This window comes from Mycobacterium sp. KBS0706, assembly GCF_005938675.2.
Taxonomy (GTDB): Bacteria; Pseudomonadota; Alphaproteobacteria; order DSM-16000; family Inquilinaceae; genus Inquilinus.
Map to the genome: position 1 here is coordinate 1 of NZ_VCCH02000113.1, position 21,501 is coordinate 21,501.

Here is a 21,501-nt window from a genome sequence, read left to right on the forward strand (position 1 = left end):
GCCTCGGTGGCGCTGGTCGACATCCCGAAATATCTCGACCGGCCGCAGATCGTCCGCCGCTCGGGCGCGGTCCAGCTCGGCGTCGACGAGTTCGAACGCTGGGGCGAGCCGCTGGCCAACATGGTGCAGCGGGTGCTGGCGGACGACCTGACGGCGCGGCTTCCGTCCGGCTCGGTCGTCACCACCAGCCGGACGCTGTCCGGCGACGAGGCCCTGACGGTCGAGCTGGCACTCAACCGCTTCGACCCGGACGCCGACGGCACCGTGGTGCTGGAGGCGCAGTGGCGGCTGCGGCGCAAGTCCGGCGGCCGGGCCAGGACCGAGACTGCCCGCATCACCCGCCGCCCGGCCGACGACAGCATCGCCACCGAGGTCCGGGCGATGAGCGACGCGCTGGGCGAGCTCGCAGACCGCATCGCCGGCACGATCAGCTGACGCGAACCAGGAGGTCCGGGCTCCGTTCGGTGTTGTGCCGAGAGAAGGTGTGTCCCTTGCGCAACGCTCCGCAGCTTGGTTGAGAATTTGCGCCAGATCAAATCGCCCACCCCTCCCCTCGCCTATGGTCTGAGTGAAGCGGACCGACGAAAGCCAGTTAAGGAGGGACGAATGCTGAAACTCGCCAGCTTCGCCGCTGTCGCCACCACGTTGATGGCCGCGACATCAGCCCTGGCCCAGACCCAGCAGGGAACCGGGTTCTATGTCGGCGCCGGTGCCGGCATCAACCTTCTCCAGGACAACAACCTGAACATCGACAACTACGATGTCGGCCCCGCGGGCAATATCTATGGCGGCTATGATTGGGGCAGCCTGCGCGCCGACCTCGAGGTGAGCATTCGCGAGAACAGCCACGACGGCAACAACCATCAGACGACCCTCGGGGTGATGGTGAACGGATACTACGATTTCGAGTTCGGCTCGCCCTTCGTGCCCTATATCGGCGGCGGCATCGGGCTGGGCATCATCAGCGCCGACTTCCGGGGCAGCAACGACGAGTTCTTTCAGGACACGCAGACGGCCTTCGCCTATGCGGGCATCGCCGGCGTCTCCTACAATTTCAGCCCGGCGCTGGCGGCCACGCTCGAATACCGCTATCTCGGCACCACCGGGCCGACCTTCAAGGACAAGGGTGAGCGCATCACCTCGGACAGCAACAACAACCACAGCTTCCTGGCCGGCGTGCGCTACACCTTCGTTCCGCCGCCACCGCCACCGCCCGAGGTCACACAGGTCACCCAGGCCCGCAGCTATCTCGTGTTCTTCGACTTCGACAGCTCGAGGCTGACGCCGGAGGCAAAGCAGATCGTTGCCTCGGCCGCCACGGACGCGCTTCAGGGCATGACCACGCAGATCAATGTCACCGGGCACACCGATCGCTCGGGCTCGGACCGGTACAACCAGGCCCTGTCAGTCCGCCGCGGTGAGGCCGTGCGCCGCGAACTCGTCGCTGACGGCGTGGCCGACGGCCTGATCACCGTCCGCGGCGTCGGCGAGGCCGACCCGCTGGTGCCGACGGCCGACGGCGTCCGCGAGCCGCAGAACCGCCGGGTCGAGATCGTTCTGAACTGAGACAGGGACGATGCTGCGTCGAGCGAAAGGCCTGCCTTGGAGCGCGGCCCGCTTCCACCGCGCAGCTGGTTGCGGGTGATTTGGACCTGCGGACAGACTGACTGATTCGGCTTGGCGCACAGGGCGCCAAAGCAAGAAGCCCCCGTCGGAGACGGGGGCTTCCGTCATTTTGGTTGTGGGAACAAAATCCTGTCCCCGATTTGAAGCTGTGTCCGTCAATAGCCATGAGAGACTGGGTCCAGAGGTGGGTGTGGGTCCTATTATCGACACCGCTGACGATAGGCTCCGAGGAGTAGTGAGACCGGGCAACGGCAGGGGAGGCCGCAGCCGTAGCGTCGTAGTGCGCTCTCAAAGCTGTAGTACTCATTTTTATCCACCATGGCACCCGTGGAACCAGAGCCGTACCGATTGACCTCTTCCAATCACTCGCCGGAATCGGCGTCTCATGGATTTCGCCAGACTCAAACATCTAGAGTGGCCACGCGCTCCCACTGTGAAATATGGGCTGCGTGGGCATTCCATTCTTGGTGCTTGACAGTTAGATATGCTGAGGAGAATTCGCTGCCGAGCTCCCCCTTGAGGACTTCGTTCTCATCGAACATCCTTAGGGCATCGAGGAGGTTGAGGGGCAGTCGCACGGCATCCTTCACAAGATGCCCATCCGTGTTGACCGGCCGACGCGTGACAAGATCCGGCGCGGCGGCGCCGACGGGATTGTCACGTTGACCGGCTCTAACTCCCGATTCCGGAATCCGGGCGGAGCCTAACCTTCGACATCGAGCCCAAAATTCTGCACCTTCCGGTACAGCGTGCTCCGCGAGATGCCCAAGGCGCGGGCGGCCTGGACGAAGTTGTAGCGATGCCGTCGAAGGACCTCGGCAATCAGGACGCGCTCGGCCGCATACAGATCTTCGGGCCGATCGAGGGAAGGGCTCGTCTCACCGGGCTTACGATCGTCGCCGCCAAGCTCCGGCGGCAGATCCTCGTGCGTCACCGTACCACCGATCGAGATCAGCAGGAGGCTTTCGACGACATTGCGGAGCTCGCGTACATTCCCCAGCCAGGCGTAGCCCTGCAGCCTCGACAGCACATCGGGCGGAAAATCCCGCTCCGGCACCTGATGGCGCGCCGCAAGGCGCCGATTGAAATGGGCGACCAGCAGTTCCAGATCATCGCCACGCTCCCGCAGTGGCGGGATGAGGAGGCGCGTCACGCTGATGCGGTGATAGAGGTCTCGGCGGAAACGGCCGGCCTCGACCTCGTCGCGCAGGCTGCGGTTGGTCAGCGCCAGCAGGCGCACATCGACCCGCCGCGGCTGCGCGTCGCCCAGGCGGTAGACGACTCCCTCCTCCAGCACGCGCAGCAGCATCGGCTGCAGGTCGAGCGGCAGCTCGCCGACCTCGTCGAGGCAGAGGGTGCCGCCATCCGCCAGCTCGAAGCGCCCCGGCCGGCCCTCGCTGGTCGCGCCGGTGAAGGCGCCGCGGACATGGCCGAACAGCTCGCTGGCCAGCAGCTCCTTCGACGTGGCCGCGCAGTTGAAGGCGATGAAAGGCGACGCCTCCCCCTCCTCGCCATGGATGGCGCGGGCGAACAGCTCCTTGCCGACGCCGGTCTCGCCCTCGACCAGCACCGGCACGCGCTTGCCGACCAGCCGCCGCGCCCGGTCGATGACGGCGGCCATGGCCGGGCTGTCGCCGATGATGTGGGCGAAGGCGCTGCGCGCCGGGTCGGCCTCCGACCCCTGCCCCGCGGCCCGGCCGCGGAGGCGCGGACGGTCCGGCACGACCAGCAGGGCGCCGATGGCGCGGCCGTCGGCGATCACCGGGTTGAACCATTCCGGCCGCAGGCTTTCCGGCAGCCGGTCGGCCCAGCGCTCCACCGCGAGGCTGCGGTCGAGGCCCGGCACCCGCTCCCCCACCCTGATCGGCAGCGACACCCGGCCGGTGGTCTGCACCAGCCTTCCATGCCGGTCGATGACGATGATGCCGGCGGCATCGGCGGAGGACAGGCGCCGGAGACAGGTTTCGAGCAGCTGCATCCGCTCCCGCGTCGAGCGCTCGGTCAGCACCATCTCGATCTGCCGCGCCGCGGCCACGGCCAGGCCGAGATTGTTGCGCTGATAGGTGGTGGGCGGGCCGGAGATGTCGATCACCCCCATGATCGCCCCGGTGCCCGGCTCGAAGATCGGCGATCCGGCGCAGGTCCAGCCCTTGATGCCCTCGCAGAAATGCTCGGCGGCGTGGATCTGGGCCGGCCGGCCGGTGGCGATCGCCGTGCCGATGCCGTTGGTGCCGATGACGCCCTCGCCCCAATTGCCGCCGCTCATCAGGTTGATGTTCTCGCCCTTCTCCAGCGTCGGCATGTCGCCGACGGCCTGCAGCACGACACCGTCTGGGTTGGTCAGCAGCATGATCGAGCCCGAGCCGGCGAGCAGGTCGACCGCATCGCTGAACAGGCCGGCCGCGGCCGAGACCAGATCGCCATGCCGGCGCCGAAGCTCGCCCATCGCGTCGCCGCCCGCCGCCAGCGGCGCGGCGCGGCCGCCGGGATTGACGCCGGAATGCAGGCTGCGCTGCCAGGAAGCGACCACGAAATTCTGCGCCGGCACCGTCGCGTCGGTGGCGCCGGACAGATAGCGCTCCCAGGCGAGCATCGTGTCGGTCGCCTCGCAGGGCGCCCCCACGAACGCCGGGGTCACACCCGGGCGAACCAGGCCGGTCGGCGTCTCGTCGCGTCTGGGCATCGGTCGCTCCCGGTTGCCGGCCGTCTTGTCCAGACGATCGGTGCAACCGATCGTCCCGCGACCGTTATCATTTGATCATCATACACCATTCCGCTGCCGCGTCCGTCCACCCTTCGGACACCAGCACGTCCCTCACGCCCGGCCGAGCCGCTCGGCGCCGCCGCCGAGGGCCGGTCCGGCGGTCGGATCCACGCTGTCCCGCCGGTCCGCGATCAGCGTGTGGGTGGTCAGCACCAGCCCGGCGACGGAGGCCGCGTTCCGCACCGCGCTGCAGCTGACCCGCACCGGATCGACGATGCCGGCCTCGAACATGTCGACAAAGGCGCCGTTGCGGGCATCGTACCCGACGCCATTGGTCGCGCGCGCCACCTGGGCCGTGACCGCCTGGCCGTTCACGCCGCTGTTGCCGGCGATGTGGAACAGCGGCTTGGCCAGGGCCCGCTGCAGCAGCCGCACCCCTTCGCGGACGCCGCCATCGGTGCGGGAGGCGAGGTCGTCCAGCGCCGGGGCCGCCCGCAGCAGCGCCGTGCCGCCGCCGGGGACGATGCCCTCCGCGATCGCCGCCCGGGTGGCGTTCACGGCGTCCTCCACCAGCTGCAGCCGGCGCTTCTGCTCGACCGGCGTGGCGCCGCCGACCAGGATCACCGCCGTGCCGCCGGACAGCTTCGCCAGCCGCTCCCGGAACTTGTCGCGCTCGATATTCTCCGGCGCCGCCTCCCACTGCCGGGTCACCTGCTGGCGGCGCGCCGCGATCAGCTCCGGATGGCCGCCGCCGCCGCTGACCACGGTCTGGCCGGCGGAGATCCTGACTTGGCGCGCGCCGCCGAGGTCACGCAGCTCGGCCTGGTCGATCCGCCCGCCCAGGTCGCGGGCGATGACCCGCCCGCCCGTGACGATGGCCAGGTCCTCCAGCATCGCCTTGCGCCAATGGCCGTATTCCGGCGGGTGTATGGCGGCCACGACCGGCCCACCCCTGTCGCGCGCGGCGAGCAGGGCGACCACGCAGGGCGGCGCGACCTCCTCCGCGATGATCAGCAGCGGGCGGTTGCTGCCGGCGACCAGCGCCAGCAGGCCCGCCACCTCCTCCGCCGTCTGCAGCTTCTGGTCGGTCAGCAGGATGTGCGGCTGGTCCAGCACCACCTGCATCTTCTCGACATCGGTGACCATGTGGTGCGAGAGGTAGCCGCGGTCGAAGGCCATGCCCTCGAGCACGTCGAGCTGCGTCTCGACCGTGCTGCCATAGTCGACGGTGACGATGCCGTCCGGGCCGACCCGCTCCAGCGCCTCGGCCACCAGCCCGCCGGTCACCGGGTCGTTCGCCGCGATCACGGCGACGGAACGGATCTGGTCCTGGCCGCCCAGCGGCTTGGCGGCATGCTGGAGCGCCTCCACCACCTGCCCGACCGCCAGTTCCAGCCCCTGCACCAGCTCGACCGGGTTCGCGCCTGCCGCGAGCCGATCCAGCCCGTCCTGGACCAGCGCGTCGGCCAGGACGGTGGCAGTGGTGGTGCCGTCGCCGGCAACCTCGTTGGTCTGTTTCGAGACCTCGCGGACGACCTGCGCCCCCATATTCTCGAACGGATCCTCCAGCTCTATCTCGGCGGCGATGCTGACGCCGTCGCGGGAGACGATCGGGGTGCCGATCGGCCGGTCGATGATCGCGTTCATGCCGCGCGGGCCCAGCGTGCCGCGCACCGCCCGCGCCAGCTTGGCGACACCGCGGCCGAGGGCCTGCCGGGCCTCGTCATCATGCAACATGATCTTGGGCATTCTCTCCCCTTTCCGAGGCTGGATGTGGCAGGCAGGACTCGCGCCGGGCCCGGCGGATGAAATCGGCCAGTGTCGGCTCGCCGTCGGGCTCCGGCGCCTCCTCGCCGAAGCGCGCGGCCAGCAGCCCCCGGCACAGCGCCCCGTTGAACTCGGTGTTGATCCAGACCCGCCGCAGCCCGGCGAGATGGCCCGGCCAGGCTTCGGCGGTGACGGCGGCGCCGGCGGTGTCGACGAAGGCGGGCCCGCCCGCGCCGAAGAGGGTGTCGCGCAGGGCCAGGTAGCGGTCGATCAGCCGCCGGCCCGGCGCGGCGGCCTGCAGGCCGCGGAGGCCGCCGGCGTCCAGCGCGCGGAGGGCCGCCGGATCCTGGCGCCCCTCCTCCAGCAGGTGGCGCAGCAGCGCCTCCTGCCGGCGCTGGAAGGCCTTGAGCGTGAAGGTCCGGCGGATCTCCTCCAGGTCGTCATCCGCCTCGTCGCCGAAGGCGTCGCGGAAGGCCAGGCCGCGGGCCATGCCATGGTTGATCGCCTCGGCATACATGTGGTCGCCGAGCTCGACCGTCGCCGCCGTCACCCAGGGCAGCGACAGCGCGGCACGGCGCATGTCATCCGCCATCAGGAAGGCGAAGTTGGCAGCGCACCAGTAGGTCGGCAGCCGGAAGCGGATATGGACCCCGCCATCCCCCGCGACCTCGACATCGGTGACGAAGCCGAGCTCGGTCACCGGCTCGTCGAGCTCGGGGTCCGTCACCGAGTCCAGCCGGGCCCAGACCTCCCGGGCCCGGGCGGCGTCGGCCTCCGCGACCATGGCGGTCACTCCGCCGCGACCGGCCGGCGGGCGTCGGCCAGCACCGCCTTCTGCGCCTCGACGTCGATGCCGTAGAGCCGGGCCGCGTTGAGCCCGAGGATCTTCTTCTTGGCCTGGAGCGTCAGCTTCGCCCCGGTCTCCTGGGTCAGGTCATCCGGCACCTCGAAGGCCATGAAGTCCTCGACCAGCCAGTCCGGCGTCCAGATGCCGTAGTCGCTGCCATAGAGCAGCTTGTCCTCGCCCAGCCACATCAGCAGCTGCGAGATGACATGAGCGAAGTAGCGCGGCTGGTTGCGGATGAAGGGCAGCGCCACCGCCAAGCCGCCATAGACATTGGTCTCCTGGGTCGCGATCCAGCAGAAGTCATCGAGGCGCGGCAGGCCGCAATGCTCGACGATGAAGTTGAGATTCGGGAAGCTGGTCGCCGCGTCGTCGATGTCGGCGACATCGAAGGCATCCCGATTCAGTGGCAGGATGGTCGGGCCCTTGTGGACATGGATGTTCCTGATGCCGAGCGCCTCGGCCTTCGCCAGGAACGTCTGGGCGCCGGCGTCGGACAACTTGTAGCCCTTGCTGTCGCCCTTCCATTCGGCGGTGTAGAGCTTGACGCCCTTGATCCCATGGGTTTCGACATCCTGTTCCAACTGGGCCAACCCCGCCTCGCCGTCGCGCGGGTCGAAGGCGCCGTTCAGGATGAAGCGGTCGGGGTACTTCGCCTTCAGGAGGGCGTTTTGCTCCAGCGTGTTGAAGCCGTTGACGTAGAAGTCCTTCAGATAGGTCGGCTGGAAGATCGCCATGTCGTCATAGCCGCGGACGAACAGGTCGTCATGCATCGTCTCGGCGCCGTAATGGTAGAACTTCTCGCGCGCCCACTGCTTATCCTTCGGCTGCAGGAAGCTGTGGTAGCCGTAGAAGCAATCGATGAATTGCTGGCCGTGAACGTTCTTCCAGTTCTCCGGACGACCGTCCCAGAGATGGACATGGCCGTCGATGATGAAGATCTCGTCGCCGTCCTTGGTGCGGTACATGGCTGGCTCCCTGTGGCTGGTTCGCGGCGGCGCCGTTGCGATCGGCGCCGCCGTCATCTGGCGGGTTCGCGGACGGGCCGGCGCCTCACTCGAAGGCCAAGGCGTCATCCATGTTGCCGAACAGCACGACGGTGTCGTCGTCGACCATGACCATCCGCCCGTAATGGGTGGAGGTGGAGATCTCGAACAGATGCGGGGTCATCGGACGGCCCAGCGCCTCGCCGATCTCGCCCATCTTGAACTCGATCTTCCCCTCGCCATCGAGGCGGATCATGGCCGGCAGGTAGGTGACGGTGATGCCCGGCTTCTCGCCCATCACCTCGGCGATGACGCGGGCCTCGACGCTGTCGTTCATGGTCACGCCGCATTGGTGCGAGATCGTGGTCTCGAACTGCATGTCCTTCATGGACTTGAAGATGTTCGCGGTCGCATGGGTCATGGCTGGTCTCCTCTTGCCGACGCCTGGGTCGGCGGCTGATGGGGCGTCGGGGGCGCTCAGGCCGACAGCAGCGCCGGCGCGTCGAGGCCGATCTCAGTGACGATCGTCTTCGCCCGGTTGCGGGCATGGTCGAACGCGTCCGTGAACTGCGCCGCCTTCACCCGCGGCTGCGACCACAGCGGCTGCAGCTGCCGGGCCGCGGCGACCGCCAGCGCGCCGTGCCGGTCGAACCATTCGGCGAACAGCCGGCGGTTGTGCTCGCCATGGGCCGGGTCGTTCGCCAGCATGTGGAACAGCTCGACCGCATTGGCCAGGTTGCGCTCATAGTCGCCCTCCGCCGCGGAGACGACGGCCGGCGTGCCGAAATCGTTCTGGGCGGCGGCCAGCTGCATGATGAAGCCGCTGCGGAACAGCTCGGCCACCAGCGGCTCGAACACGATGTTCACCGCGAAGTACTTCTCGAGATAGTCGGTGGCGCCGCCGATCGTCTCGACCGCCCGGCGGGTGTCCTGCCAGATCGGGTCCTCCAGCCAGTGCGTCTTGCCGGCGCTGGCGTCGAAGCTGTCGAGATCGAGCCCGATCTCGCTGAGATACAGCGTCAGGTCCTGGGCGAAGCGCAGCTTGTAGGACGCGTCCGTCAGGATCGCGTTGTTGATCATCTGGGTGTAGCCGTAGCGCTGGGCGTGCATCGTCGACGTGCCCAGGCCGAATTCGGCATGCTTGTAGGCGCCGAGATGGTCCTGGAGGATCTTGACCCAGGCCGGGTCTATGCGGCGCGGAGCGCCGGATCGCCGGGCATTGTCGATCACGTTGGAGATCATGCCGACGATGGTGGACTGGCGCTGGTAATGCGTGCGCTCCCACTCCTGGTCCACCGACCGGTATTTGTGCCAGTCGCTGCTCTTCGCCGCGGTCCAGGTCTCAGAATAGGTCGGCGTGCCGTCAGGGAAGGAGATGATCCAGTCCTGCAGCAGGTACCGCTTGGGATCGGGCTGGACGTCGACGGTGACGTCCTCATAGTGGGTCGCCTTACGCCCCCGGGGCTCGAAATAGTTGTATTTTCGGCTGTCGGAACCGGCGAAGGTCGCCGCGCCGGCCGCGCCCGACTTCACGGATGCTGCGGCCTGTTCGAGGTTGGTCATCGGTATCCTCCCTTCTGGCGTTGACGGATCGGACCAGGCCGCGGTCAGCGGACGGCTGGGGTGAATTTGTCGAAGTAGATCCGCTCGGGCTCGACGCCGGCCATCTGCAGCACCGGCAGCACGGCATCGATCATCGGCGGCGGGCCGCAGGTGTAGGCGTCGATCTCGCCCGGCAGCGCCTCGGCCCGCAGCGTCCTGGCCACGACCTCGTGGACGAAGCCGGTCTCGCCCGACCAGTCGTCCCCGGGCTCGGCATGCGACAGCGCCGGGATGAAGCGGAAGTCCGGGATCCTGCGCTCGAACTCGGCGAATTCGGCCAGGTGGAACAGGTCGCGCCGGGTCCGGGCGCCGTAGAAGAAGCGGACAGGCCGCTCCTCCCCGCTCTCGGCATGGTCGTTGAGGATCGACCACAGCGGCGACATGCCGGAGCCACCGCCGATCAGGACCATCGGGCCCGGCCGCTCCTCCCGCCGGAAGCAGGTGCCGTAGGGGCCCTTGGCGACGAGCCGGTCGCCGGGCTTGAGCCCGCCATCCAGCAGCGACGAGAACGCCCCGTCCGGATATTTCTTGATGATGAAGCCCAGCCGGTCCTGCCGGCTCGGCGGGTTGGCCATCGAGAAGGACCGGGTGATGCCGCTGCCCGGGACGGTCAGGTCGACGAACTGGCCCGCCCAGAAGCGCAGCGGCTTATCGAGCTCGACCTCTAGCAGCCGGATGTCGTGGGTCAGCGGCGTGATCCCGGTCACCACCGCCTCGTACTCCTTCACCGCGATCGAGCGGCAGAGCAGGTCCTCGTCATAGTTCAGCAGCTCGACCGTCAGGTCGCTGTAGGCCACCGTCCGGCACAGCAGGATATGATCGGTGTCACGTTCGTAGTCCGGCAGCGCGAAGGTCGAGTATTTCAGCAGCTCGGCATCGCCCTCGAGCAGCCGCGACTTGCAGCTGCTGCACTGGCCTTCCTTGCAGCCATGCATCACCGCGATGCCCTGGCGGAACGCCGCCTCCAGCACCGTCTCGCCCTCGGCGACGTCCATCTCGATGCCGACCGGCTCGAACCGGACGGTGTGCACTCTTGTCTCCGCCATCGAAGCCGTCCTCTGTCGTCGGGCTGGCCGCCGGTCGATGCCCGGCGGATGGGACGGGAGGCGGAGGCCGATGCCGGCCCCCGCCCCCATGCCGGTCAGTGCAGGGGGTTGATCTTGAATCCTGCCCGGTACTCGGCGATGTGCTTCTCGCGCTGGTCCGGCGTCATGCCGCGCAGCAGCACCATCGGGCTCTGGATCGTGTGGCCGCGGACATGGTCGAGCGTCCACATGTCCTTGTCGTCGAAGCGGAGATGCGGCTGCTGGATCAGCGTCTTGCCGTCGGGGCGGAGGAAGCCGAGGTCCTTGATGGCGTCGGCCAGGTCCCAGCCGTGGTAGCACTCTTCCCACTCGCGGCGGCCGCTGAACCGGCCCATGGCGGGCGTCGGGCGCCCCTCATACTCGGCCGCGAAGGCGACCTTGTGGGTCCAGCGGCACTGCTCGCAGCAATAGGTGTAGAGCTTGCCGTCGACCTCATCGACCACGAGGTCCTCGCGGATCAGGCACGGCACCATGCAACTCCAGCAGCGATGCGGGTAGACATAGCCGTTCTCCTGGTCGAACAGCATGTTGGTCTGGCCCGGCCGGCTCTTGCGCTCATACCACTTCCAGTAGTCGCCGAACTCGGCATACCAGCCCGGATACTTCTTCTCGAACCACTCGAAGTCGCGCTCGGTCTGCGCCTCGATCCGCCAGAAATTGACCGGCCAGCCGACCGAGAAGAACTGCGCCACCTTGTGCACATAGTTCTTCTTGACGAGGCGGTCCCAGGCGGCGCCGACATCATCGTGGTGGATCTTGATACCGTACTTCTCCAGCGGCAGCATGTAGGTGCGGTAGTAATCCTCGTAGATCCAGCGGTGCCAGAGCTCGGCGTAGGATTCCTTGTTCTTGTCGCGGTTGGTCGTGCCGTATTCGATGAAGGTGCCGATCGCGGCGTCGACGATCGCGTGGTTCTGCCAGAAGGCGTATTTGATATCGCGCTCCAGCAGCTGGTGGTTGTCCGGGTCGTTGATCACCGACATCAGCAGCGAATGGCCGTTGCCGATATGCCGGCTCTCATCCGACTGCACCGACAGGAAGACGGTCGGCAGCGCGTAGTCGCCGTTGCGCGCCGCCTCGGACGGCATGGCGACGAACAGCGTGTTGGTGAAGGCGGTCTCGGCCACGACCTGGAGATAGACATTCGCCGCCGTCACCGCGTCGCCGGTCAGGAAGCCCTCGGCGAACTGCCGGCCGATGGTGGTGGCGTAGCACTTGCCGAACGCGGCCTCGGTGATGTCGAACCCGGCCGGGTCGATGTAGTTCTCCATGTACCATTTCTTGAGGTTCATCTGGATGGTCGAGTGCCGGAACTCGTCGACCATCTGCATGGTGAAGCCGGTGCGCAGCTCCTCGCCCGGCGCCAGCCGCCCGAGCATCGCCATCGACCGCGCCGCCGAGATCTCCGGGAACGGGATGATGGCCAGGAACAGCTTCATCCACTCGACCCAGCGGGGCTCGACATTGCGGAACATGTCGCCGCGCAGCGCCGCGTCGAGCGCACCATAGACGCGGTTGTCCTTCTCCTCCTGCATCGGGAAGTAAGAGCGCAGCACCTGCTTCATCGGGTCCCGCGGCACCTTCGCGATCTTGTAGTCGGTCGGGAAGGTCATCGCCTCCTGGACATAGCTCGGCGTCCAGCCGAGATCGGCGATGCGGCGCGCCGCGTCGGCGACACCGATCCCGCGCTGGGCGGTGATCTTGTTCAGCGTCAAACCGTCAGGCATGGAAGTCTCCTCTTGGATGGGTGGTTGAAGATCTGCTCTGCGGTGCCGATGGGGCCCGGCGGCTCATGCGGCCATCGTCGCAAGGGGATGCGGTGGCCATGGCGCATGCGGCCGGGAATCTCGGAGGCGCGGCGGGCGGGGCTCGCCTGCGGGGATGGCGTCATGGCTGCGTTCCTCCTGCCAATCTGTTCTTGCGCGCGGGGTGCCCCGGCGCCGCGACTGGCCCTCTTTAAGTCCTCGCAAGTTGCGTGCCAGATTTTCCGAGTTGAGGGATTTGGCCGCTTCTGCAGATTTGCCGTTCGATTGATGGCCGAATGCTGCGCTGCGTCATGTTCTGTTCTGGGACATTGCGAGCCGCCGGCTGTTCCACAACGATCCAGGACTTTGGATCGAGCCGGCGGACGACCGGCGGTCATGCCTTCTCTCCGCCGGCATCGGGATCGGCATCGGGCATCCGGCCGACCGGCTTGCCTTCGGCGATGAAGCGCGCGGTGATGATCAGCGCCCCCATCGCGAAATCCGGCCCGTAGGCCGCGACCATGGCGTCGGCCAGGGCGCCGACACGCTCGAAAAACTCGCTCTTGGACGGGTGATCCCGGTCGGTCGTCATGGGACACCGCTACGGGATCAGGACGGCGCGGCCCTTGACCTGGCCGTGATGCAGGTCCTTGAGCGCCTGGTTGGCCTCGCTCAGCCGGTACTCCCGGGTGGCAAGGTGGACCAGGCCGCGATCGGCCAGCGCCATCAGCTCGACCAGCTCGGGATAGGTCCCGACCAGGTTGCCGACGATGGTCTTCTCGCTGGTGATCATGTCGATCGTCGGCAGGTCGATCTTCCCGCCATAGCCGACGATGTAATAGAAGCCGGCGTTCCGGGTCATCGCCAGGCCCTTGGCGATGGCATCGCCCTCGCCGACGAAGTCGATCACCGCCTCGGCGCCATGGCCGCCGGTCAGCGCCATCACGGCCTCGACCTCATTGCCGTCGGCCTTGACCAGGTGATGCGCGCCGCATTCCTGGGCCAGCTTGAGCGCGGTGTCGGACCGGTCGACGACGATGATCTCGGCCGCGCACAGCGCCGCCAGCACCTGGATGCCGATATGGCCCAGCCCGCCGGCGCCGATCACCACTGCGAACTCGCCCGGCAGCAGGTGGCGCGAGGCCTTCTTGGCGGCGCGGTAGGCGGTCAGCCCGGCATCGGTGTAGGGGGCCACGTCCTTGGGCGCCAGCGTCTTCGGCAGCTTGATCAGCGACCGTTCGCCCGTCAGCAGCAGCTCGGCATAGCCGCCATCGGCGTTGATGCCGGGGAAGCGGCTGTCGGTGGCGTGCATGTCGTCGCCGCGCCGGCAGGCCAGGCAATGGCCGCTGGTGACCAGCGGGTGGCAGATCACCGGGTCGCCGACCTTGACGCTCTCGACGCCACGCCCGACGGCCTCGACCCAGCCGGCATTCTCGTGCCCCATGATGTAGGGCAGCGCCACATCGACCTTGCTGCGCCAGATGCCCTCGACCACGTGCAGGTCGGTGCGGCAGACGCCGGCACCGCCGATGCGCACGATGATGTCGGTCGGTCGTTCGATCTTCGGATCGGCGACATCCCCGTAGCGCACGAACTCGTCGCGCGTCAGGGACTCGTCGTATTGATGCAGCACCGCGGCCTTCATGCATCGCCTCCCATGTTCCGGCATTCCAAACGGGTTGCGGATCAGCAGTGCAATTGCCGTGCCACGATCTGGAATCCGCGGAATCCTTGGATTTTCTCAATCCAGCCGGCGGAACGACTGTGGCGTTGCTTCACAGTGGAACGGGACAACGCTGTTCCATTTTGGAACACTTTGCCGGTCCTGATTTCTCAGGTTGGAAGCAATCGGGTACCGGCGTAGCCTGACGGCAATGGACATCCGGCGGTGCCGGGCAAACAACCAAGGACAAGGCCGCGTCCCACGACAGCCAGCCAGGAGGAACGCCCATGCTGCCGGCCATGGCCGATGAGCGCCTGAGCCAGGCCCGCATCCTGCTCCAGCGTCGCGGCATCGCGGATGCCGACCTGCTGGCGCCGCCGATCCATGACAGTTGGACCCGCTGCCTCGCCGCCGGGCTGGATCCCGAGCGGCCACCGCCCCTGACGGTGGTCGACGACAGCACGCTGCGCGAGGCCCGCGACCGGTCGGACCTGGCACTGCGCCTGGCCCGCACCGAGATGAAGAACCTCTACCATCAGATCGCCGGCACGAACTTCATGATCGCGTTCGCCGCGCCGGACGCCCTGCTGCTCGACACGATCTCCGATTCCAGCTTCAGCGCCACCGCCCGCGCCACCGCCATCCGGCCGGGCTCGCACTGGGCCGAGATCCGCTGCGGCACCAATGCGCTCGGCACCGTCGCACAGCAGGGGCAGCCGATCACCGTCCATGGCGGCGAGCATTTCTTCCACCGCTACGGCACCCTGACCTGTACCGCCGCGCCGGTGTTCGGCCCCGACAACAGCCTCGCCGGCGTTCTCGACGCATCATCCGACTGCCGGTCGCGCCAGCAGCACACGCGGGCCCTGGTGGCGATGGCGGCCACCCAGATCGAGAACGGGCTGTTCCGGGAGTGCCATCACGCCGATCTGGTGGTCGCGTTCCACAGCCGCGGCGAATATCTGCACACGCTCAATGCCGGCCTGCTGGCGCTCGATCCGGACGGCGCCATCCTCGGCGCCAGCCCCCAGGCGCGCTTCCTGCTGCAAGGCCTGCCGGCGCTGCCCGGCCGCCGGTTCGAGGAGCTGTTCCGCACGCGCTTCAGTCCCTTCCTGGACGGCGCCCGGATCCGCGAGCGCCAGCGCCTGGACGATCTCGTCGGCAGCGCCTTCGTCGCGACGATCGAGACGCTGCCCGCGGCGCCGAAGATATCATCCGCCCCAAGAATGTCCCGGACGCTGCCGACAGGCTTCGTCGCCGCCGACCGCCGGGTGGCGGAGGTGGTGCGGCAGGTCGAGGCCGCAGCGGCGCGCAAGCTGCCGATCCTGATCCGCGGCGAGACCGGCACAGGGAAGGAACAGCTGGCCCGGCACGCCCATCTCGCCGGCAAACGCACCGGCGAGTTCGTGCCGCTGAACTGCGCCGCCCTGCCGGACACGCTGGCGGAGGCCGAGCTGTTCGGCCATGCCGACGGCGCCTTCACCGGCGCCCGCCGCGGCGGCGCGCCCGGCCTGGTGGTCGAGGCCGATGGCGGGACCCTGTTCCTGGACGAGATCGGCGACATGCCCCTGCCGCTGCAGGCCGTGCTGCTGCGGCTGCTGGACGACTGGACGGTGCGTCCGGTCGGCGGCGGGCGGCGACGCCAGGTCGATGTGCAGCTCGTCGCGGCGACCAATGCCGATCTGGAGCGGTCGGTCGAAGCCGGGCGGTTCCGCGCGGATCTGTTCTACCGCCTCAGCGCGGTCGAGGTGACCCTGCCGCCGCTGGCCGAACGGCAGGATTTCGCCGCCATCGCACGGCACCTCCTGTCCGAGATCGCCCCCGGCTGCTCGATCACGCCGATGGCCCTGGACCGGCTGGCCGAACGGCCCTGGGCCGGCAATGTACGCGAGCTGCGCAACGTGCTGATCCGCCTGACTCTGGGCGAACCCGATCGCCCGATCGATCTCGAAGCGGTCGACAGCCTTCCCGATGGAGCAACCGGATCGGCCCGGACCACGGCCTCCGGCGGCCTCAAGGAGGCGATGCATCAGCAGATCCGGACCGTCCACCGGGACCTCGCCGGCAATGTCAGCGAGACGGCGCGGCGGCTCGGCGTGTCGCGCAACACCATCTATCGGGCGCTGCGGGCAACGGCGTCCGTCTGATCAGCGTCCCGGGGAAACCGGTGGCGCCGCAAGCGGACCTGGGACCGGACATCGCCGGACCATCGAGGATCAGGCCCTTCCCAGTCAGGCGGCCCAACAAAACGCCCATCGCATGCGTCTCCCACACTCAGGGGGTCGGTGACCGCGAGCGTGTTACAGGCCGCCTGGCAGCGACGTGTTCGGCATCAGCGAGGTGTTCGGCGCCCCCATGGTCTGCGCCTGTCGCGGAGACGGTATCGGGGTCGCCCGGAACGGCGCCGGCTGCAGGGGTGGGGTGATCCTCAGATGCGGCCGCATGGAATGCCCCGTGAGCGGCCGCGAACCGATACCGCCGGCACAGGATGTGCCCACGGCATTCTGGCTGAGGATGCATTGCGCCATGGCGGCCGGTGCGGTCGCGATGGACAGGCTGGCGGCCAGCGCCAGACGGATCCATGTGTTCATGTCCGCCATATTTGCGGCGCTCGACCCGCTTCCAATTGCCATCCGCGCGCAGTGCGATGTTGCGCCGCTGGATCCGGCGGTGCCTCGGCGCAGCCGACCGGGCTGCCGTCGAACCACGATGATCTTCCGCATGGCTGAATGGACAAAAACACAGGGGCAGCGGAACGGCGGCACCACATATGTGACTTGTCACAGCATAGCGGCACGGACCGGCTCCGGAAGGGGAGTTGGTGTCGAGGCCCGCGGACGTGCCCGGTCGCGGCGCGGGTGACCAACGCCCAAGACATCATCAAGGGGCTCGCTTCGCCTCGTTCGGCTGGTCACGGGATCGTCGGTACCGACGACCGGACGCCACGTCCGCGGCGATAGCGGCTTCGAGCCCGGCGCGGCCTCTCCGGCCGCGCTGCCCTTCCCTGCCGGTGCCACGGCGCCGGAGCTCGATTCGAGGACTCCAGCCGTGGGTATCGTCCGCTTCGCCCTGCGCTTTCCCTACACCTTCTACGTCATCGCCCTCCTGGCCCTGCTTCTCGGCATCAGCGCCATCGTCGTGACGCCCCGCGACGTGCTGCCGTCGATCAACGTGCCGGTGGTGACGGTGATCTGGCAGTACACCGGCCTGACGCCGCAGGAGATGGAACAGCGGGTCACCACCTATGGCGAATATTACATCAGCTCCAACGTCAGCAATATCCGCAACATGGAGAGCCAGACGCTGGAAGGCCTCTCCGTCACCAAGATCTATTTTCAGCCGAACGTGAACATCGATCTGGCGATCAGCCAGATCGTGTCGGCCACGAATACCGCAAGAGCCTTGATGCCGACCGGGATCCAGCCGCCGGTCGTCGTCCAGTTCAACGCCACCAGCGTACCGGTGCTGCAGCTCAGCCTGACCTCGGACACGCTCAACGAGCAGCAACTCTACGATTACGGCCTGTACCAGATGCGCCAGGCCCTGGCGCCGATCCCCGGCATCACCCTGCCGACGCCCTCCGGCGGCCGCTATCGCGAGATCATGGTCGACCTCGACCCCGACAAGCTGCGCGCCTACGGCATCACCCCTGCCGACGTGGTCAATGCGGTCAACGCCCAGTCGCTAACCCTGCCGGCGGGCGACGCCAAGCTGGGCACGCAGCAGTTCATCGTCCACCTGAACGGCATGGCGCCGACGCTCGACGCGCTGGAAAACGTGCCGATCCGCCAGACCGGCGCGACGACGGTGTTCCTGCGCGACGTGGCCCATGTGCACAACGGTTGGCAGGTGCAGTCGAACATCGTCCGCGCCAACGGCCAGCGCTCGGTGCTGCTGACCATCATCAAGAACGGCGACGCCTCGACGCTCGACGTCGTCAACCGGGTCAAGGCCGCGCTGCCGGCGATCCAGGCGGCGGCGCCGCCCGGCCTCAAGATCGGCCTGCTGTTCGACCAGTCGACCTTCGTCCAGGATTCGATCGACAGCGTGCTGCGGGAAGGCGCCATCGCCGCCGGGCTGACCGCGCTGATGATCCTCGTCTTCCTCGGGTCCTGGCGGGCGACCGTCGTCGTCATGGTGTCGATCCCATTGTCGATCCTGACCTCGATCGCGGTGCTGTCGGCACTCGGCGAGACACTCAACATCATGACGCTGGGCGGCATGGCGCTGGCGGTCGGCATCCTGGTCGACGACAGCACGGTGACGATCGAGAACACCTACCGCATGCTGGAGGAGCGAAGGCTCTTCGATGACGCGGTGCTTGAAGGCGCGGCCGGCATCGCCCTGCCGACCCTGATCTCGACCTCGGCGATCTGCTGCGTTTTCGTCGCCGTGTTCTTCATGCAGGGCGCGATCCGCTACATCTTCACGCCGCTGGCCCTGGCCGTGGTCTTCGCCATGATCGCCTCCTACGGCCTGTCGCGCACGCTGACGCCGATCATCATCCGCCTGCTGCTGCGCGGCGAGCACAGCCGGCGCGAGGCCGGCAAGACCACGGCGCTGTCCCGCGCCCACGCCGCTTTCGACCGCCAGTTCAACCGGTTTCGCGAATTCTATGCCTGGCTGCTGGCCGGCATCATCCGCCGCCGCGCCATCACGCTGGGGGTCGCGCTGGCGGTTCTGGCGGGCGCCGGCGGGCTGTTCCCCTTGCTGGGGCGCGACTTCTTCCCCGCGGTCGATGCCGGGATGATCCAGCTGCATGTCCGCCTGCCGCCGCGCACCCGGATCGAGACCGCCGCCGAGGAATTCAGCCGGATCGAGGACGTGATCCGGGGCCAGATCCCGCAGCAGGATCTCGGGCTGGTGATCGACAACATCGGCCTGCCGCAGCGCTCCTACAACCTGGCCTTCACCGACGGCACCGAGATCGGCCCCAATGACGGCGTGATCCAGATCCAGCTCAACCCCGGCCACCGGCCGACGGAGCAATACGTCCAGGCCCTGCGGCGCCAGCTGCCGGTCCAGTTCCCGGATGCGCTGTTCTACGTCCAGCCATCGGACATCGTCACCCAGGTGCTGAATTTCGGCGTGCCGAGCCAGATCGACGTGCAGGTCGCAGGCCGCAACGTCGCCGGCAACCAGGCCATGGCCCAGACCCTGCGCGACCGGCTGGCCGGCATCCCCGGCCTGGTCGACGTGCATGTGCAGCAGGAGCTGAAGGCGCCGGAGCTCGACTACACGGTCGACCGGACCCGGGCGCAGCAGCTGGGGCTGAACATGACCCAGGTGGCCAATGACGTGAACATCAGCCTCAGCTCGTCGACCCAGGTGCAGCCGAACTTCTGGACCGACCCGACCAGCGGCATCGCCTACTACCTCGCCGTCCAGACGCCGGAGTACCGCGTCGCCAGCCTGAACGACCTGAACAACACGCCGATCGGCGCCGCGACCACCGCGGATGGCGGCGTGGTGCCCAACCTGCTGGGCAATATCGCGGCGCCGCAGCGCGCCGGGGTGCAGTCGGTGTTCAACCAGAGCAACATCCAGGAGGTCTACGACGTCTACGCCAGCGTCGATTCACAGGATCTCGGCCGGGTGGCGACCCGGATCCAGTCCATCGTCGGCGACGCCCAGAAGACGCTGCAGCCCGGCAACACCATCGCCATCCGCGGCCAGGTCAGCAGCATGGACTCCGCCTTCCGGGACCTCAGCCTCGGCCTGACCTTCGCCGCCATCTTCGTCTACCTGCTGATGGTGGTGAACTATCAGAGCTTCCGCGACCCGCTGGCGGTGCTGCTGGCCCTGCCCGGCGCCATGAGCGGCATCGTCCTGATGCTGTTCGTCACCGGCACCAGCCTGAGCGTGCCGTCGCTGATGGGCGCGATCATGGCGGTCGGCGTGGCCTCGGCGAACTCGATCCTGCTGGTCACCTTCGCCCGCGAGCAGAGCCGGGCCGGGCACCCGCCTTTCGAGGCCGCGCTGTCCGCCGGCGTCACCCGGCTGCGGCCGGTGCTGATGACGGCAGCCGCCATGGTCGTCGGCATGCTGCCGATGGCGATCGGCGGCCCCGGTGAGGAGCAGAACGCCGCCCTGGCCCGCGCCGTGATCGGCGGCGTCAGCGCCGGCACCCTGACCACCCTCCTGTTCGTGCCCTTCCTCTACGCCCTGATCGCCGGCCTCGGGTCCCGGCGGCAGCGGCCCTCCTCCCCCGTTGCGGAGTGACCATCATGGACCAGCGTCCCATCGACACCCCCTCCATCCACCCGGAGCGGGAGGCCGCTTCCCCGGCCGGCACGACGCCGGGGCGGCGGCGGATCGCGCGTCTCCTCGGCCTGACGGCGGTGGTCGCGATCGGCGGGGCGGTGGGCTTCGGCCTGTGGGGCCGCAATACGCTCGACGCCCAGGCGACGACCGTGCGCAACGAGATCCGCGACGACCGGCCGATGGTCCGCACGGTCGCCGTGACCACGGTGCAGGGCCCGAAGATCGACGAGTTGCCGGGCACCACCGATGCTTTCACCAGCACCGTGGTGAACGCCCGCGCGACCGGTTACATCGCCACCCGCGCCGTCGACATCGGCAGCCATGTCAAGGCGGGCGACGTCATGGCCGTGATCGCGGCGCCCGACCTGGACCAGCAACTGGATCAGGCCAAGGCACAGCTGGCCCAGACCCAGGCGACCCTGGCGCAGGACCGGGCCAATGAGCACCTGGCGGAGGTCACCAACCAGCGCACCACCCGGCTGGTGCAGCAGGGCTGGGCCAGCAAGGAGCAGGGCGACACTGACAGCTCGAGCCAGGCCGCCACCACCGCCGCCGTGGCCGCGGCCGCGGCCAGCATCATCGCCCAGCAGGCGGATGTGGCGCGGCTGCAACAGCTGACCGGCTTCGAGAAGGTGGTGGCGCCGTTCGATGGGGTCGTCGCCAGCCGCAACTTCGACGTCGGCACGCTGGTCACCGCGGACAGCACCTCCGGCACGCCGCTGCTGTCGCTGGTGCAGACCAGCACGCTGCGGATCCAGATCTTCGTGCCGCAGGAGGACTATTTCGCGCTCAAGGATGGCGAGGACGCCGAGGTGACAGTGCCGCAGCTGCCTGGCCGTGTCTTCCATGGCCGCGTCGCCCGCACCGCCGGCTCTCTGCAACCGGGCACCCGGACCCTGCTGGCCGAGGTCGATGTCGACAACGCCGATGGGGCGCTCACCGCCGGGCTGTACTGCATCGTCCGGCTGGCGATCCCGCGCCCCAGCCCCGTCATCGTGCTGCCGTCGCAGGCCGTCATCTTCGACCAGAACGGGCTTTCGGCCGCGGTCTATTCGAACGGCGCGCTGCAGTTGCACCATCTCGACGTGCTGGCCGACAACGGCGCCACTCTCAACATCCGGGCCGGGCTGGACGAGGGCGACCAGGTGGTCCTGAACCCGCCGGTGAATGTGCGTGACGGGATGCGGGTGCAGGTTGCGGCGGCGCAGCCCTCGG

17 protein-coding genes are annotated in these 21,501 nt (G+C 68.2%); 5 read left to right on the forward strand and 12 right to left on the reverse strand.

The features are described 5' to 3' along the window. Nucleotides 1–435: membrane integrity-associated transporter subunit PqiC (locus FFK22_RS35805; protein WP_138893695.1), on the forward strand; the 435-nt coding region annotated here is incomplete at its 5' end. A 171-nt stretch (nt 436–606) separates the two neighbouring features. After that, nucleotides 607–1,566: an OmpA family protein gene (locus FFK22_RS35810; protein ID WP_143956916.1), complete on the forward strand. Its 960-nt coding sequence runs from the start codon at nt 607–609 to the stop codon at nt 1,564–1,566. Between the two features lie 461 nt (nt 1,567–2,027). Here FFK22_RS35810 and FFK22_RS44895 read toward each other — a convergent pair whose 3' ends face one another. From FFK22_RS44895 to FFK22_RS35865, 11 genes are all read right to left on the reverse strand, one after another. Further along, complete coding sequence (locus FFK22_RS44895; protein WP_221939103.1) at nt 2,028–2,216, reverse strand: glutamine synthetase; 189 nt, start codon at nt 2,214–2,216, stop codon at nt 2,028–2,030. A gap of 113 nt (nt 2,217–2,329) precedes the next feature. Next, nucleotides 2,330–4,309 carry a sigma-54-dependent Fis family transcriptional regulator gene (locus FFK22_RS35820; protein ID WP_138892810.1) on the reverse strand — a complete coding sequence of 660 codons (1,980 nt, stop codon included), beginning with the start codon at nt 4,307–4,309 and terminating at the stop codon, nt 2,330–2,332. A gap of 132 nt (nt 4,310–4,441) precedes the next feature. After that, complete coding sequence (groL, locus tag FFK22_RS35825; protein WP_138892811.1) at nt 4,442–6,079, reverse strand: chaperonin GroEL; 1,638 nt, start codon at nt 6,077–6,079, stop codon at nt 4,442–4,444. After that, entirely contained in the window at nt 6,057–6,881 is an 825-nt protein-coding gene (locus FFK22_RS35830; RefSeq protein WP_138892812.1) for a metal-sulfur cluster assembly factor, read from the reverse strand. Before FFK22_RS35830 ends, groL begins: the two co-directional genes overlap by 23 nt. Before the next feature lie 5 nt (nt 6,882–6,886). Then, the gene (locus tag FFK22_RS35835) at nt 6,887–7,909 is read right to left on the reverse strand and encodes an amidohydrolase family protein (protein ID WP_138892813.1); all 1,023 of its coding nucleotides are present in this window, start codon (nt 7,907–7,909) and stop codon (nt 6,887–6,889) included. An 85-nt stretch (nt 7,910–7,994) separates the two neighbouring features. After that, nucleotides 7,995–8,348: an MmoB/DmpM family protein gene (locus FFK22_RS35840; protein ID WP_138892814.1), complete on the reverse strand. Its 354-nt coding sequence runs from the start codon at nt 8,346–8,348 to the stop codon at nt 7,995–7,997. 56 nt (nt 8,349–8,404) lie between these two features. Then, nucleotides 8,405–9,490 (reverse strand): aromatic/alkene monooxygenase hydroxylase subunit beta, encoded by a 1,086-nt coding sequence (locus tag FFK22_RS35845; protein ID WP_138892815.1) that lies wholly within the window; start codon nt 9,488–9,490, stop codon nt 8,405–8,407. Nucleotides 9,491–9,534: 44 nt separating this feature from the next. Next, the gene (locus tag FFK22_RS35850; RefSeq protein ID WP_138892816.1) at nt 9,535–10,575 is read right to left on the reverse strand and encodes an NADH:ubiquinone reductase (Na(+)-transporting) subunit F; all 1,041 of its coding nucleotides are present in this window, start codon (nt 10,573–10,575) and stop codon (nt 9,535–9,537) included. Between the two features lie 95 nt (nt 10,576–10,670). After that, nucleotides 10,671–12,341 (reverse strand): aromatic/alkene/methane monooxygenase hydroxylase/oxygenase subunit alpha, encoded by a 1,671-nt coding sequence (locus FFK22_RS35855; protein ID WP_138892817.1) that lies wholly within the window; start codon nt 12,339–12,341, stop codon nt 10,671–10,673. 412 nt (nt 12,342–12,753) lie between these two features. Then, a complete protein-coding gene (locus FFK22_RS35860; protein WP_138892818.1) occupies nt 12,754–12,951 on the reverse strand; it encodes a hypothetical protein in 198 nt (65 codons plus the stop codon). A 9-nt stretch (nt 12,952–12,960) separates the two neighbouring features. Continuing rightward, nucleotides 12,961–14,004 carry an NAD(P)-dependent alcohol dehydrogenase gene (locus tag FFK22_RS35865; protein ID WP_138892819.1) on the reverse strand — a complete coding sequence of 348 codons (1,044 nt, stop codon included), beginning with the start codon at nt 14,002–14,004 and terminating at the stop codon, nt 12,961–12,963. Nucleotides 14,005–14,309: 305 nt separating this feature from the next. On the opposite strand from FFK22_RS35865, the gene FFK22_RS35870 reads away from it, so the two are divergent. Beyond that, nucleotides 14,310–16,169: a sigma-54-dependent Fis family transcriptional regulator gene (locus FFK22_RS35870; RefSeq protein ID WP_221939104.1), complete on the forward strand. Its 1,860-nt coding sequence runs from the start codon at nt 14,310–14,312 to the stop codon at nt 16,167–16,169. 153 nt (nt 16,170–16,322) lie between these two features. Here FFK22_RS35870 and FFK22_RS35875 read toward each other — a convergent pair whose 3' ends face one another. Continuing rightward, nucleotides 16,323–16,622, reverse strand: coding sequence for a hypothetical protein (locus FFK22_RS35875; RefSeq protein WP_138892820.1), 300 nt, complete (start codon nt 16,620–16,622; stop codon nt 16,323–16,325). 448 nt (nt 16,623–17,070) lie between these two features. On the opposite strand from FFK22_RS35875, the gene FFK22_RS35880 reads away from it, so the two are divergent. Both FFK22_RS35880 and FFK22_RS35885 read left to right on the forward strand, forming a co-directional pair. Next, nucleotides 17,071–20,244 (forward strand): efflux RND transporter permease subunit, encoded by a 3,174-nt coding sequence (locus tag FFK22_RS35880; RefSeq protein ID WP_138892821.1) that lies wholly within the window; start codon nt 17,071–17,073, stop codon nt 20,242–20,244. A gap of 5 nt (nt 20,245–20,249) precedes the next feature. After that, a partial coding sequence (locus FFK22_RS35885; RefSeq protein WP_143956917.1) for an efflux RND transporter periplasmic adaptor subunit occupies nt 20,250–21,501 on the forward strand: 1,252 nt, incomplete at its 3' end.